Annotated in this window: 11 protein-coding genes; 6 read left to right on the top strand and 5 right to left on the bottom strand. The window is 64.2% G+C overall.

The window, feature by feature from the left end; all coding sequences use genetic code 11:
- Positions 1–10: 10 nt before the first annotated feature.
- The 3 genes from IRI77_RS29155 to IRI77_RS29145 all read right to left on the bottom strand — a co-directional run bounded on the left by IRI77_RS29155 (position 11) and on the right by IRI77_RS29145 (position 5,563).
- Complete coding sequence (locus IRI77_RS29155) at positions 11–3,427, bottom strand: TonB-dependent receptor (protein ID WP_194448487.1); 3,417 nt, start codon at positions 3,425–3,427, stop codon at positions 11–13.
- Between the two features lie 85 nt (positions 3,428–3,512).
- On the bottom strand, positions 3,513–4,793 hold the full coding sequence (locus IRI77_RS29150; RefSeq protein WP_228486376.1) for an MFS transporter: 1,281 nt from the start codon (positions 4,791–4,793) through the stop codon (positions 3,513–3,515).
- A complete protein-coding gene (locus IRI77_RS29145) occupies positions 4,790–5,563 on the bottom strand; it encodes a GntR family transcriptional regulator (RefSeq protein ID WP_194448486.1) in 774 nt (257 codons plus the stop codon). The genes IRI77_RS29150 and IRI77_RS29145 overlap by 4 nt, the downstream gene beginning before the upstream one ends.
- Positions 5,564–5,683: 120 nt before the next feature.
- On the opposite strand from IRI77_RS29145, the gene IRI77_RS29140 reads away from it, so the two are divergent.
- The 3 genes from IRI77_RS29140 to IRI77_RS29130 are packed head-to-tail and all read left to right on the top strand — an operon-like array spanning position 5,684 to position 8,781.
- Positions 5,684–6,676, top strand: coding sequence for an NAD(P)-dependent oxidoreductase (locus tag IRI77_RS29140; RefSeq protein ID WP_194448485.1), 993 nt, complete (start codon positions 5,684–5,686; stop codon positions 6,674–6,676).
- Positions 6,677–6,685: 9 nt separating this feature from the next.
- Positions 6,686–7,993 (top strand): sialidase family protein, encoded by a 1,308-nt coding sequence (locus IRI77_RS29135; protein WP_194448484.1) that lies wholly within the window; start codon positions 6,686–6,688, stop codon positions 7,991–7,993.
- A complete protein-coding gene (locus IRI77_RS29130) occupies positions 7,990–8,781 on the top strand; it encodes an HpcH/HpaI aldolase family protein (RefSeq protein WP_194448483.1) in 792 nt (263 codons plus the stop codon). The genes IRI77_RS29135 and IRI77_RS29130 overlap by 4 nt, the downstream gene beginning before the upstream one ends.
- Here the strand turns inward: IRI77_RS29130 and IRI77_RS29125 are convergent.
- Positions 8,778–9,665: a universal stress protein gene (locus tag IRI77_RS29125; protein WP_194448482.1), complete on the bottom strand. Its 888-nt coding sequence runs from the start codon at positions 9,663–9,665 to the stop codon at positions 8,778–8,780. The two genes, IRI77_RS29130 and IRI77_RS29125, sit on opposite strands and share 4 nt — an antisense overlap.
- Before the next feature lie 25 nt (positions 9,666–9,690).
- A complete protein-coding gene (locus tag IRI77_RS29120) occupies positions 9,691–10,602 on the bottom strand; it encodes a bestrophin family protein (RefSeq protein WP_194448481.1) in 912 nt (303 codons plus the stop codon).
- A 253-nt stretch (positions 10,603–10,855) separates the two neighbouring features.
- On the opposite strand from IRI77_RS29120, the gene IRI77_RS29115 reads away from it, so the two are divergent.
- Genes IRI77_RS29115 through IRI77_RS29105 form a run of 3 tightly spaced genes read left to right on the top strand, consistent with a single transcriptional unit; the run spans position 10,856 to position 14,456 of the window.
- Positions 10,856–12,235: an ATP-binding protein gene (locus tag IRI77_RS29115; RefSeq protein ID WP_194448480.1), complete on the top strand. Its 1,380-nt coding sequence runs from the start codon at positions 10,856–10,858 to the stop codon at positions 12,233–12,235.
- On the top strand, positions 12,174–12,848 hold the full coding sequence (locus IRI77_RS29110; protein ID WP_228486375.1) for a LuxR C-terminal-related transcriptional regulator: 675 nt from the start codon (positions 12,174–12,176) through the stop codon (positions 12,846–12,848). The genes IRI77_RS29115 and IRI77_RS29110 overlap by 62 nt, the downstream gene beginning before the upstream one ends.
- Positions 12,849–12,908: 60 nt before the next feature.
- Positions 12,909–14,456, top strand: coding sequence for an alpha-L-arabinofuranosidase (locus IRI77_RS29105; RefSeq protein WP_194448479.1), 1,548 nt, complete (start codon positions 12,909–12,911; stop codon positions 14,454–14,456).
- Positions 14,457–14,467: the final 11 nt, after the last annotated feature.

The raw sequence follows: 14,467 nt of genomic DNA, 5'->3' as shown, positions 1-14,467 counted from the left end.
GTTGATCCGATTAGAACAGGAATTTCAGCGCCAGTTGCAGTTGCCGCGGCGAGTTGGCCTGGCTGCTGATGACACCCGCACTGGTGGAACCGATCGACGTGCTCGGCATGCCGAACCAAACCCGGTTCATCGCGTTGAACGTTTCGAACCGGAACTGCGCCCTCAGCCGTTCATAGATCGCGAACGTCTTGAACAACGACAGGTCGTAATTCGCAATGCCCGGTCCGCGCAGGTCCGGAGCCGTCCTGGAGCTGTTGCCCAATGTGAAGGCAGCCGGCACCGCAAACGCGTTGGTATCGAAGTACCGCAGCAGCCGGCTCTGGGTCGAGCCGCTCAACTCACCGCTCTGCTGCAACCGGATCGGACGCGTTCCGGTGATGGCGCTCATCACCAGCGGCTCACCCTTCTGGAAACTGGCAATGCCGTTCATCTGCCATCCGCCAAACAGCATGTCCACGCCGCGATTCCAGTGCGAACCCATCCAGCGGCCGCGGCCGAAAGGCAGTTCATACACGCCGCTCAACACCAGCCGGTGCGGCACATCCTGGGAATCCAGCGACCGCTCCAACCGCAGGTTGAACGGGTCCATCACGCCCGTCGTCGAGCCCACCGCCGCATTCGAAAAGTCCGTGATGTTCTTTGACCACGTATAGGCCGCCAGCAGCGTGTAGCCCTTGCTGAACCGCTTCTCCACCCGCGCCTGCATCGAGTGGTAGTTCGAATTGCCGATCGAAGGACTCACCAGGTTGATCGACCCGTACTGCGGAAACGGCCGCAGCAGCTGCCCGCGCTGCACCGTCGCCAGCGACAGCGAGCTCGTCGGATCCGTGATGATGCCGTAAAACGGATTCGGCACCAGTTGCTGGTTCACTGTGCCCAGGGCGTTCTGCGCCTGCGTCAGGGTGTTCGGGTTGTAGTTCGTGTACGGCACGTGCGTGCCCTTGTTCGCCGTGTACGCGATCTCCGCAATCAGGTTCTGGCCCAGCGAACGCTGCACCGAGAAGTTCCACTGTTGAAAGTAAGGAGTAGCCAGCGAGAGCAGGCCCGAGGTGTTCGACTGACCCAGCAGCGAGCGGTCCGTCAGCTGGCTGCGCGACAGCGGCTGGTTGAAGCCGTTCGGGAACGGGTTCGAGAGGCTCGCGATCGGCGTCGTGCCATCCAGCGACGTCACAATGCTGGTGGTCGCCTGGAAGCCATCGACAAAGCCGCCCGCCGCGCCGGCCGCGTCCGTTGACGACAGCCCGAAGAAGATGCCGTACCCGCCGCGGATCACCGTGTCTTTCGTCAATTGATATGCGAAACCAAACCGTGGAGCCCAGTTGTTCTTATCCGCCGGAATCAGTTGGCGGTTGCTCGAATCGCGGAACGCCATCGCCCCGCGCAGCCCCGGAATCGAAGGCACCTGCGCCGCGATGGGCGACGCCGCGCCGACATCGAAGATGCTGATGCGGTCGAAGCGCTCCGTGCGCGGGACGTTGACCTCATACCGGAATCCAAGATTCAACGTGAGCTTGCGGTTCATCCGCCAGTCGTCCTGAATGAACCCGGCCCAATACCGGCTGGCCGACGCAATGGCGGGCTGATTCACCAGCGAGCCGCCGGGAATCCCCAGCAGCAGCGAAGCAATGCCGTTGCCGGCAATGGTGCTGGCCTGATTCGGATTCGGCCCCTGCGTCCAGGCCGAGCTGATCGAAAGCGCGCCCTGCGCCGAAGGATTCTGCAACTGGTTGTCCAGGTAGACGCGATAATCGGCGCCGGCCTTCAAAGTGTGCGACCCCTGGATCCGCGTCACCGTCGCCTGCAGGATGTGCGCCATCTGCGAGCTGTAGTTCTGATTGCCGTTCCCCAAGCCGGAATAGCCGCTGATCGAGAACGTCGGCAGCGCGCTCACCTGCTGGTTGGCCTGGAAACTGGCCGGAAACCCGAGCTGCGTGATGTCATACCCGTCACCCCACGCCGTGCGCGTGCCGTACTGCCGAGACAGCCCGTAATTGAAGTTCACAATCGTCGTCGGCGTCAGCGTCCAGATGTCCTGCAGCGCGGCCGACCGCCGGTGCTGCGTCAACGACGGATTACCCGGATTCGCGATGTTGTTGAAGTAGTTCGGCTCACCCGTGAACGGCTCCTGGCGCGAAACGCGGCCGAAGATCTTGTGGCTCGATCCAATGTAGTGGTCAATGCGGATGTCGAACGTATCGTCGCGATTCACGCGCGCCGCGCCGATGTCCAGGTTCGCCGTCAGCCGCCCATTCGTGGGCAGCGGGAAGAACTTCACCAGATTATTCCCCACCGTGTTGATGCGGTTGGTGGGAATCACATTACCCGGGAACGGATCGCGCACCAGCGTCCCGCCCGATCCGGCGCGCGTCGTTGTCGGATCATACACGAGCACCGCCGCGCCCGCGGCATTCACCGTCTTCGAAAAATCACCCGCGCGCTCCAGCGCCGTCGGCACCGTGTAGTTCGCTGAAGCCACCGTGCTCTCGCGGAACGCCTCATAGTCGAAGAAGAAGAACGTGTGATCCTTGCCGTTGTAGATCTTCGGCAGCACCACCGGACCACCAATCGCGCCGCCCACCTGGTTCCGCCGCAGCGAGCCCAACGGAATGCCCGCCCGGTTGTTGAAAAACGTGTTGGCGTCAAAATACGAGTTCCGGTGAAACTCATACGCCGTCCCGTGCAGCTCGTTCGTGCCCGACTTCGTCACCACGCTGATCACGCCGCCGTTGAAGCGGCCATACTCCGCGCTCATCGAGTTGGTCTGCACCTTGAACTCGCTCACCGCATCCACCGACGGCGTATAGATCAGGAAGTTGAACCGCCCCTGGTTGCGCGGAGCCGTATTCGGAATCCCGTCAATCGTCACTTCACTCGTGAAGTTCGCCGCTCCGCTGATGCTCGGCACTGACCCGCCCTGGTGCTGCGCCGTATTGTTCGGCGTCGGCAGCACACCCGGAGCCAGCGTCGCCAATGCAAACGGCTCGCGCCCGTTGAGCGGCAGGTCGATGATGCGCCGGTTCTCAATCACCTGGCCGAGGGTGTTCGTCACCGCGTTCACCAGCGGCGTCACCGCCTCCACCGTGACCTGGTCCACCATCTGGCCGATCTCCAGGTGGAAGTCCATCGTGAGCCGGTCCGCCACCCGCACCGTCAGGCCGGACTGGTTGTACTTCTTGAAGCCGGTCGCTTCCACGGTGATCGCGTATTGGCCGGGGTCGAGGAAGGTCACCACGTACTCCCCAGCCGCACTCGTCGTGAAGGTGCGCGCGGTCTTCTTGGCAATGTCGGTGACCGTGACAACGGCTCCGGGAATGACGGCGTCCTGGCTGTCACGGACCGTTCCGAGGATGGTTCCAGAACTGGATTGAGCGTGGGCGATGGCCGTCGCCGCAACGAGGGCGAGCACGAGCTGGTGAGCTTTCGACATGGAGACCCTTTCCGGTTACAACTCTGAGATATCAGAACTCTATCACCGGAATTGGTCTCTGTCAATTGTGATATCTCAGAAAACATCAATCAATCGGACGGGACGCATCCACCCACACCCAACACACCGCTCCCGCCAGGTAAAGCGCCCCTGTCAGGTACAGCGGACCCATCCAACTGCCGTAATGATCCACCCCGTACGCCAGGATGATCGGGCTCAAAAACCCGCCAATCTGGCCGGAGGTGTTCATCGCCGCCGACACCATCCCCGCGTGCGGACCCCCAATGTCCACCGCCGCGCCCCAACTCGCACCCAGCAGGAAGTTCGACGATGCCGCCGCCAGCGCAATGAACGTCGCCCCCACCAGCGGATTCGGAGCCATCGTCCCCGCAATCAGAAACATGCCGGCACAAGCCAGCGACACTCCACCCACCGCCGCCCGCCCCACACGGAGCCCCAACTTCGCCGTCAACCGGTCCGTGGTAATTCCGCCAAACAGATCCGCCAGCACACTCAAGGTCAGCGGCAGTCCCGCAAAGATCCCCAACAGCCCGGCCGAAAAACCGCGCGACGATTCCAGATAGGTCGGCAGCCAGGTCACATAGAACGTGAACCCGTACGTCTGTGTGAAGTACATCGCGCACAGCGCTAACACGCTTGGATTCAACAGCAGCCGCTTCCAGCCGCCCCGCTCCAGCGAGTGACCCGCCGAGATCGCCCGGCCCGTCTCAATGTACTCGCACTCCCCCGGACTCACCGCGGAGTGCTCATGCGGCTCGTCCCGGAACCAGTACCGCCACGCAATCGCCCAAAGGAACCCAATCGAGCCAAAGATCAGGAACAGCGCCCGCCAGTGGAAGTGGACCAGCAGGGCCGTCACCAGCAGCGGAGTCACACCCCCGCCCAGGTGCGCGCCCATAAAGAAGATACCCTGCGCCGTCCCGCGCTCCCGTTGCGGGAACCAGCGCGACAGCGTCCGCGCCACGTTCGGCCACGCCCCGGCCTCGCCGGCGCCGAACAGAAACCGCGTCCCCAGCAGCGACGGGAAGCTAAACACCCCGGCCGTCAGCATCGTGAAGGACGACCACCAGGTCACGATTCGCGTCAGAACCCGGCGCGTTCCCACCTTGTCGCCCCACAGCCCCGTCGGAATCTCAAAGATGGCATAGGCGAGGGTGAACGCTCCGAACACGAAGCTCATCTGCATCCGGCTCAACCCCAGATCCGCGCTCATCCGCGGAGCCGTCACCGAAATACAAACCCGGTCCAGGTACGTAATGCCTGCCAGCAGAACGAGCATGGCCAGCACCCGGAACCGGACCTTCGTCTGCACCCCGCCGGCTGACGACGCCCCCAAGCCCATCATTCCGCACCTTCAGGTGCAGCCGGAGCCGCCGCGGCCTGCGGTTGCCCATGCCGGCGCGACCGCTTCGAGAACGTCTGCACATGCGACTCGTTCCACCCGAAGTACGGCTCCATCTGGGCCAGCACTTCCTCCATCCGGTACCGCGTATGCCGCCGCATCGCCGCATCCGCCTGCTCCGGCCCGCCGGAGACCAGCACCTCCGCCAGTTGCGAGTGCCACGCCGCCGGCGGCGGCTGATTCCCCAAAGCGGTGTCATACAGCCAGTTGAAGATCAGAACCTGATTCTTTTCAACGGCCTGGCACAGTTCGTCACAGCCCGTGCACTCGGCAATCCGCATGTGGAAGCGCATGTGGAAGCGGTGGATTTCAAACAGCCGGTCCCGGCCTGAGTCGTCCTCCGGAATCTGCAAAACATGCAGCGCATCCAGTTGGTGCGCCATGCGCTGGATCTCGTCCCGCTCCTCCGGACTCGCCTTTTCCGCGAAGATCCGGGCCGCCTGCGTCTCCAACGCCTCCCGCAGAATGTAGTGCCCGCGGATGGACCGCGCCGTCGGGATCCGCACCCGCGTACCCACCCGCGGCCGGCTCTCCACCAGCCCGTCGCTCTCCAGGCGCTGCAGCGCATCCCCCACGGGAACAATGCTCACACCGAGCTCTTCGGCCAGGACACGGCGCGAAAGCCCCGTCCCAAACCGCAGCTCCCCACGCAGGATACGGTTGCGGATCGTCGTGTAGACCTGCTCGGTCAGATTACCGGCAAAGGAGTTCATGGAATCACCAGCAGCCAGTTTACGCCCGATCCGTGCCATGGGCAAGCTAGTGAGATATCAGAAAACATAAAATACGCGCTTGTCTTCGGTTAGTTATTGAAGTATTCTGATATCTCAATAGTGCCGACCATCATTATCTCCGAACCCGAATTCACCAAAGGCGCTCATATCTTCCACGCCTCCGGCGTCACCTGCATCCCCTCCGCCGCCTCCGAAGCCGACCTCTGCGCCGCCATCCAGCAACATGGCGCCCGCCACGCCATCGTCGGCATCCAGCCTTACCGCTCTTCCTTATATGAGACGTTGCAGCCCGGAGCCGTTCTCGCCCGCTTCGGCGTCGGCCACGACGGCATCGACAAAACCCAGGCCACTCGAGCCCGCATCCTCTGCACCAATACCCCCGGTGTCCTGAACGAATCCGTAGCCGAACACGCCATCGCCCTGCTCCTCGCGGCCGCCCGCCACACCACCAAAGTCGCCGCCGCCATGACCCAAGGCGCCTGGGCGCCCGTCGGCGGACGCGAACTCCGTGGCAAAACCCTCGCCATCATCGGTTGCGGCCCCATCGGCTCCGCTGTAGCCCGCATCGCCACCGCCGCCTTCGACATGCGCGTCATCGGCGTTATCCAACGCACCCCGCCGCGCGAGCCAGGCTACTTCACCGAACTCACCAGCGACCCCGCCCACGCCCTCGCCCAAGCCGACTTTGTCAGTCTCCACATCCCAGCCACCGCCGCCAACGCCCACTTCATGAACCAGCAGCGCCTGGCGCTCCTCCCACCCGGAGCCTGGCTCATCAATACCGCCCGTGGTGCCGTGGTGGACGAAGCCGCCCTCTACGACGCGCTCGTCCAGGGCGCCATCGGCGGCGCGGCCCTCGACGTCTTTGAAACCGAGCCCTACGGCCCCGTCCATCCGGCCAAGGACCTCCGCACCCTGCCCAACACGGTGCTTACCCCCCACATCGGCAGCAACACCGCCGACGCCAACACCCGCATGGCCCAGCACGCGCTCCGCAACGTCCTCCTGGGGGAACAGGGCGCCTACGGCCAGATGAACCTGCTCAATCCCGAAGTTCTGCAATCCCTGCCGCGCCACAGCAGCGAACACTAGGTGACCACGATGCTCCACCGCCGTTCTTTCCTGACCCTGCCCTTAGCCTCCTGCCTCCAGGGCGCCGAAGATCCGCCCTGGGCCGTCTCCAAGCCTGACCTCAAGGTCTACATTCCAGAGAAACCCGGAGGCGCCGACAACACGAATCAGCACTTCCAGGTAGTGGCCCTCCCCGACGGCGCATTCCTCGCCATCTGGACCCAGGGCGCCGGCGAGAACGCGCCCAACCACCGCATCGTCAGCAGCCGCTCAACAGACCACGGCCGCACCTGGTCCACCCCCCTCGAGGTCGACGGCCCCCAACCCGGCGAAGCGCGCATGGTCGGCGTAGCCAGTTGGGCGTTCCCCATCGTCGCCCCCAAGCTGAAGCGCGTCTACTGCGTCTACAACAAAAACATCGGGATCCAGGACGTCCGCCCCGCCGACACCGGAGCCCTGCGCATCAAATGGTCCGAAGACGGCGGCCAGACCTGGAGCCGCGAATTCCACGACTATCCCGTCGGCCGCACCGACTTCAGCCACCCCGACCCCAAAATCCCCGAGACCTGGATCGTCTACCAGAATCCGCTCTACGCCGCCGACGGCCGCGTCATCGCCGGCTTCACCCGCTGGGCCAGCAAAGCCGCCGACCCCGATCCCCGCAACTGGGGCCGCAACACCGAAGTCGCCTTCCTGTCCTTCGACAACATCCTGCGCGAGAAGGACCCGGCCAAACTCCAGGTCACCACTTACCCCAATGGCCCGGGCATCCGCCTCTACGCCGAGCCCGAACCGAAAAAGAGCATCATCCAGGAGCCGACACTGCATGCCCTGAAGGACGGCCGCATGCTCTGCGTCATGCGGACCTATACCGGCAAGGTCTACTTCGCGCTCTCCTCCGACGGCGCACGCACCTGGGGCCCGCCGCGCCCGCTTTGCTACGAACCGGAAGGCGAGCCCATCCTGAACCCCATCGCCCCCTGCCCGCTCTACCGCGTGGGCGACGGCCGCTTCCTGCTGGTCTTTTTCAACAACGATGGCGGCCCCTCGGGGCCCGGAGCCTGGCTGAAGAACCGCACGCCCGCCTGGTACACCGTCGGCCGCGAACTGCCCAACCATCCCATCCAGCCCATCCACTTTGGTAAGCCCCGCATCCTGGTGGACAACCGCGCCGAACCGCTCGGCACCGAGAAACGCACCGAAATCGCCACCTACACCAGCTACTTCGAGTCCCGCGGCAAGCGCTATCTCTGGTACCCCGACCGCAAGCACTACCTGCTGGGCAAGTACATCACCGACGGCATGCTGGATGCCTGTGACCCCGGGAAAAAGTCATGAAGAACCCTTTCCGCAAAGCCCTGCTCGACCGCACGCCCACCTTCGGAGCCTGGATCCAGATGGGCCACCCCGCCATCGCCGAAGTGCTCGGCCGCGTGGGTTTCGATTGGATCGCCGTCGATCTCGAGCACGGCGTCATCGACCTGGAATCCACGGCCGGCCTCTTCCGTGCCATTGAGCACTACGATGCGGTGCCCGTCGCCCGCCTGCCCTTCAACGACCCCATCTGGATCAAGCGCGTCCTCGATGCCGGAGCCGGCGGCCTCATCATCCCCATGGTGAACTCCCAGGCCGAGGCGCGCGCCGCCATGGACCAGGCCAAGTACCCGCCCCTGGGCCGCCGCGGCTATGGCTACAGCCGCGCCAACTCGCACGGCCTCGACTTCACTCCCTACATTCAGGAGGCGAACAAGGAAATAGCCATCGTGATGCAGATCGAGCATCGCGATGGCATTGAGGCCCTCGACGGCATTCTCGACGTGCCGGGCGTCGACGGCGCCTTCATCGGACCACTCGACCTCAGCGGCTCCTTCGGCAAGACCGGCCAGCTCGACTGCCCGGAGATGGTGCAGGCCTTGAGCGCCTTCCGCTCGTCCTGCAACAGCCGCGGCATCGCGGCGGGGATGCACCTGGTGCACCCCACGCCCCAAAACATCGGCCAAGCCCTGGGCGACGGCTACACCATGATCGCCCTGGGGGTCGATAACACGCTGCTGGCCGGCGCGGCCCAGGCCGCCCTGGCTTCCGCGCACTCGGCCATCGCCCCCGCAGCGTCTCCTGCACGCTAGCCCGCGTCCGGCAAGGCCAACTGGTCCACCAACCTGGGCTGCTCCAGCACTTCCGGTCTGGGATTGTCTGGGAAACACACAAACTGGCATTGCACGGAGTTCAGCACCGGACTCATCCGCAGGCCGAACAGGCCCCGCGTCATCGCCTTCGAGCTGCTCATAAAGGCAAGATCGGCCTGGGCTTCCTTCAGCAGCCGCCGCACCTCAAACCGCTCGTGGCCCGTCGAGGTGTGAACCTTGAAGGTCACCGATAGCTGCGAGACGATCGCCCGCAGCGCCTCCAACGGACCCGCATCCCGGCCAGTGAACAAATCACCGGCCAGCGTCCCGTCATCGACATCGGGCACCGGGAAGACATAGATCACGTGGAACACCGCATTCCATCGCGCCGCCGCCGCCGCGGCTTCCACGCAGTGCTCCTTCCAATTCGGCTCGTTCGTCATCACATACGCCACGTTCTTCGGCGACTGCCGCTTGGCGCCGCTGCGCGAAAAGTCGGAGTTCGTCCACACCGGCACGTGCCCCTCCCGCAGCAGGCTCGCCCGCAACGACCGGTGCCCGATCCGTGGAAAACCCGTCGGCTCCGATGCCGGCAGGAACAGCAGGTCGTACCGGTGCCTCCGGCAATGCTCCAGGATCTGGGTCTTCGGATCGCCGGCCAGCAGGATCCGCTCGCAGCGGCCATACTGGTCGGCCTCGGCGAAAAACGAATGCAGTTGCCGCTCGATCTCCCGCCGGCTGCTCTTCTTCGTGTCGTAAACGTGCAGCAGCGTCAGCCGCGCCTCGGGGTCGTCCATCCACTCAGAGAGCACGGGCGTCGTGCGGAAACAGGCATCGGAAAAGCTCGTGGGAAAGAGCAGACGTCTCCCAAATTGGTTCCTCATCGGGTTTCTCCTGATAACGATTGATCTAGTAAACGAAGCCGTCCACCGGGTGGACTTCGGCGGGCACACGGCGCTCGCCCAGTTGTTGAAACAGGTTGATCTCAATGGTTCTCGTCAGGCTCGTCATCGGCGTGTCGTGAACCGTGTTGTCGAACGGAGCTTCAATCTCGCGCCCCACCGTATCGAGCGCGACCAGGATGAAGCTGATCAGGGTCGAGGCAATCGGCGTCAGCATCCTCAGCCCCTCCACCAGCGCAAACGGCAGCATCAGGCAGAAGGCCATCACGAGGATGCGCGGAAAGTAGTCGTGCTGGCGCGGCAGCGGAGTGTTCTTGATCCGCTCGCAGCCGCCCAGGATATTCGTCAGCTCCGTCAGTGTGTTCTCCAGCGCAATCCAGCGGAAGGAGTCCAACCGGCCCTCCTCCTTCGCCCTACGCAGGACCGAGGCCGATTCCAACAGAATCGCCGAAGGCACATTCGTATGGGCCCGCAGCCGGTTGGTGACCTCCTCCGGCAACAGCCGTTCAAGTTCAGGGAACGGATTTTGCCGCCGCAGGTGGCAGCGCAGCGAACGTACAAAACTGATCTGCAGCCGCACCAGTTGATTGCGCAGATCCGTCACACAGGCCATATCGCCACCCGTGCCGTCAATCAGCGTCAGCACCTGCCGGGCGAACGTCCGCGAACTGTTCACCAGCCCACCCCACAACGTGCGCGCCTCCCACCAGCGGCCATAAGCCGAGTTGGTGCGGAACGCCAGAAAGATACTCAATGCCCCCGCCATCGGAGCCAGGGGAATGGACGGGATCGCCAGAAACGTGAATCCCCCAAACGTGTAGAGCACGCTGATGGAGATGTCGAAAAAGAGAAGCAGTAGCAGCCGCTGCGATACTTGCGGCCAGATTCGCTTCAGCGGAAGGTGGTCGCGAACAATCATAGTGTCTGACCCCACACTACCCGCTGAATCCGGTGCGAACCAGATATCGGTTGGGAATCAAACGCGCCGCCAGGCTATCTCTTGTCTATCGTAAGATTGGTATCTAAAGTAGGGTTTCGTCCGTCTGAACTAGAAACGACAGCATGCGCCAGGAAGGAGATTCTACTTGCCGACGAGGCTGTCAATTCTGGGAGTTCCCCTTTCAGAAACAGTACTTAGACCACGTACGGTTGTGCCATTGGCGGCGGTTCTCGTGGCCATTCTTGTTCTCTTCGAGTGGTATTCGCACCTCGATGTCTCCCTGGGAATTTTCTATGTCTTCCCCATAGCCGTAGCGGCTACCGCCTTGAATCGCTGGCAGATCATAGCGGTGGCGGCGGCCTGCGCCTTCCTGCGAGGCCTGTTTACCCCGCAGTACACCGGTATCGAGTTCGGGCTCCGCTACACCATGGCCCTCCTCGCCTACTCAGGCATGGGCCTGCTGATCTTTGAGATGAGCCGCAACCGGCGCATTGTCATCGCCCACTACGCACGCCTCAAGCTGGAACAGGAACTGCGCCGCCGCGCCGAGGAACAGCTTCGGATCCTGGCCGAAAGCAGCCCTGCCGCCATCCTGACCCTGGATCACAACGGCAAGGTCATCGCGGCCAACCGCGCCTCCCACGACATCTTCGGCATCACTCCGCCGGACACCCTGATGGACCGCGACATCGGCGGCCTCGTGCCCACCCTCGGCAGCGCCGTGAAGCTGCACGCCGGACAGCGCCAGGTTCGTACTTCGGCCTGGACCTGGGCCAAACGCGCCGATGGCACCATGTTCCCCATCGCCACCTGGTTCTCCACCTATGGCGACGGGCCTGACCATCACCTGGCCGCCATCGTGGTCGACGTCTCCGAAGAGGTGCGCGACCGCGAGATGGAGAACTTCCGCCACGTGCTCAGCTACAATCGCCTGCTCGCCGGAGCCGTCTCGCACGAGATCCGGAACCTCTGCTCCGCCGCGTCCATGGTGGCTTCCAACTTGGGCCGGCGCCCCGAAGTCGCGGCCGACGCGGACTTCCAGGCGCTCAACCAACTGGTCGGCGGCCTCACAAAACTGGCCTCGTTCGAACTCGCCAAGAACACCACGGCCCGCTCGGCCTCATTGGCCGCCGTGCTCGACAACCTGCGCGTCGTCGTGGAAACCGATTGGCGCGAGATCGACGGCCAGCTCGAATGGCTGCTGCCGTCCCAGTTGCCGGAGGTGCAGGCCGACTCACACGGGCTGCTCCAGATCTTCCTGAACCTGGCCCAGAACTCCTTGCGCGCGGTCGATGGCGGCCCCGTCAGGCAACTCACCATCGAGGTGGAGGCCACCGCCGACTCGGTCCGCATCAGTTTCAACGACTCCGGCCCGGGCGTATCCCAACCGGAAACCCTGTTCCACCCGTTCCGTTCCAACTCCGATGGTTCGGGGCTCGGCCTCTATATCTCGCGCGCCCTCGCCCGCAGCTTCTCGGGCGACCTCATCCACGTCCCGCAGTCTTCGGGCTGCCGCTTTGACCTGACTCTCAAGCCTGTAAGGAGATCGAATGATGGTGGAGTCCCGCCCCTTGCGGCCGCAGCAGCCGATTCGCTTGTTCATCGTGGATGACCATGCCCTCTTCCGTGAAGGACTCATCCGGCTGCTCGCCTCCGACGAGACTCTTCAGGTCGCCGGCGCGGCCGGCTCGGCGGAAGCGGCCCTCCAGTCAATCCCGGAAATCTCTCCAGACGTGCTGATCCTCGACTACGACCTCGGCGAGAGCACCGCCGTCCACCTGCTGGAACAGTTGCGGCTCCGCAAGTTCTCGGGCCGGACCCTGCTCGTCACAGCGGGCCTGCCCGACAGTGAAGCGCTGCTGCTCATTCGTGAAGGCGTGTCCGGCATCTTTCACAAGCACCAGTCGCCCGAGGCCCTCCATCGCTGCATCCGGGAAGTGGCGGCGGGCCGGATTCTCATCGAACAGGAGTACCTGCGGACCCTCGTCCAGTCCGGCGTCGCCGCACCTCCGTCACCCGCGCCGCGCCTGACAGAGCGCGACAGGCAGATCCTGCGGTGCCTGCTGGAAGGCCTGTCCAATAAGGAGATCGCGACCCACCTGCTCATCTCGGAAAGCGCCGTGAAGGCCTCGCTCCAGCAGCTCTTTGCGAAGACCGAGGTGCGCACCCGCAGCCAGTTGGTGCGCCTCGCGCTGGAGCAGTTCTTCGACGAGATCCAGCGCTAGGAACCCGTCCGTGAGCCGTGCAGTAGGATAGGGACGGAAACTCTCCCCGAGGTGCTGCCCATGTCCGGTCACGCTATCGATCGCAGAACCTTTGTTCGCGCCCTCCCCACCTTGGGCGCTGCCGCCGCGGCCCAGGCCGCTGCGGGCGATCTGGTGATCGACCCGGCGCCGCTCTTCGACATCTCGCCCTGGCTCTACATGCAGTTCATGGAGCCGCTGGGCGCCACCGACAGCAGCGTCGAGGCCGCCTGGGACTATGACAAGGACGACTGGCGGCAGGACTTCGTCGAAGCAACCCGCGACCTCGCCCCCGATGTGGTCCGCTTCGGCGGCCTCTACTCCCGCCACTACAAATGGCGCGAGGGCGTCGGCCCGGCGGACAAACGCCCCGCCATCCGCAACTACTTCTGGGGCGGCAAGGAGACCAACCGAGTCGGCACCCACGAGTTTGTCGGCTACTGCCGGCGCGTCGGCGCCGAGCCCCTCTACTGCGTCAACTTCCTCGCCGACGGCGAGCAGCGCTTCCACCACACACCGGAAGGCGACCGCACCGCCGATGCGCGCGAGGCCGCCGAGTGGGTCTCCTACGCCAATGACCCCGGCCATGCCGAGCGCAGGAAGAACGGCGCGGCCGATCCCCTCAACATCCGCCTCTGGCAGATCGGCAACGAGACGTCCTATGGCGACGTGACCTTCACCCGCGAGCAGTCCATTCAGCACACCCTCGAGTTCGCCCGCGCCATGCGGCAGCGCGACCCGTCCATCCAGCTCATCGGCTGGGGCGATCGGCACAAGAAGACCGAGGACCTGTGGGCCGGAGAGCTCCTGAAGCAGGCCGGCGAACACATCGACATGGTCGCCATCCACCTGATGGGCCAGAGCCCCAAACGCCCGGATACCGTGCTGAAGGGCCTCCGCTATCAGAAGGAGCCGGAGCGCGCGTGGGAGGAACTGCTGGAGCTCTCCAACAACGTGGAGACCCGCGTGAAGGAACTCGAGGACGTGATCACGGCCTCCGGCATGAAGAAGGGCATCGCCGTCACGGAGGGCCACCTCAGCCTGCCGCCGCACAATGCGAACCCGATCCTGGCCGAGTGGCTCACCGCCGCATATCACGCCCGGTCGCTGAACATCTACCAGCGCCACGGCGCCATGGTCAAGATCGCCACAGCCGCGGACTTTCAGGGCAATCGCTGGACGGTGAACGCCCTGACCCTGCAGACTCCGCGCGGCATCACCTATCCGATGCCGGTAGGCTCCATCGCCGGACTTTTCAGGAGGCACAACGGCCAGCAGGGCGTCGCCGTATCGAATGCACCCTCCGGCCTGGACATCGCCGCCAGCCGCACAGGGAACCGCGTCTACCTGCACGTGGCCAACCTGAACTACCGCGGCTCGATACAGGTGTCGTTTGCAGTGAAGGGGAGGGTGATTCAGGGGGGGCGGGTGGTGGCAATCGCACCGGAGGATCTGCGCCAGTACGTCGGCCTCGATCAGCCGGAGGCCTTCAAACCTGTGGAAACCAGGCTCCCGGACGGTACGGCGCCGAAGTGGACCTTCCCGGCCGGCTCCGTGTCCGCGGTCGAACTCGAACTGGCATCAGCATAGGACCCAGGGGC

Source organism: Paludibaculum fermentans (assembly GCF_015277775.1).
Taxonomy (GTDB): domain Bacteria; phylum Acidobacteriota; class Terriglobia; order Bryobacterales; family Bryobacteraceae; genus Paludibaculum; species Paludibaculum fermentans.
The sequence above is the reverse complement of the archived record's forward strand: the minus strand, read 5'-3'. Positions and strand labels throughout refer to the sequence as shown.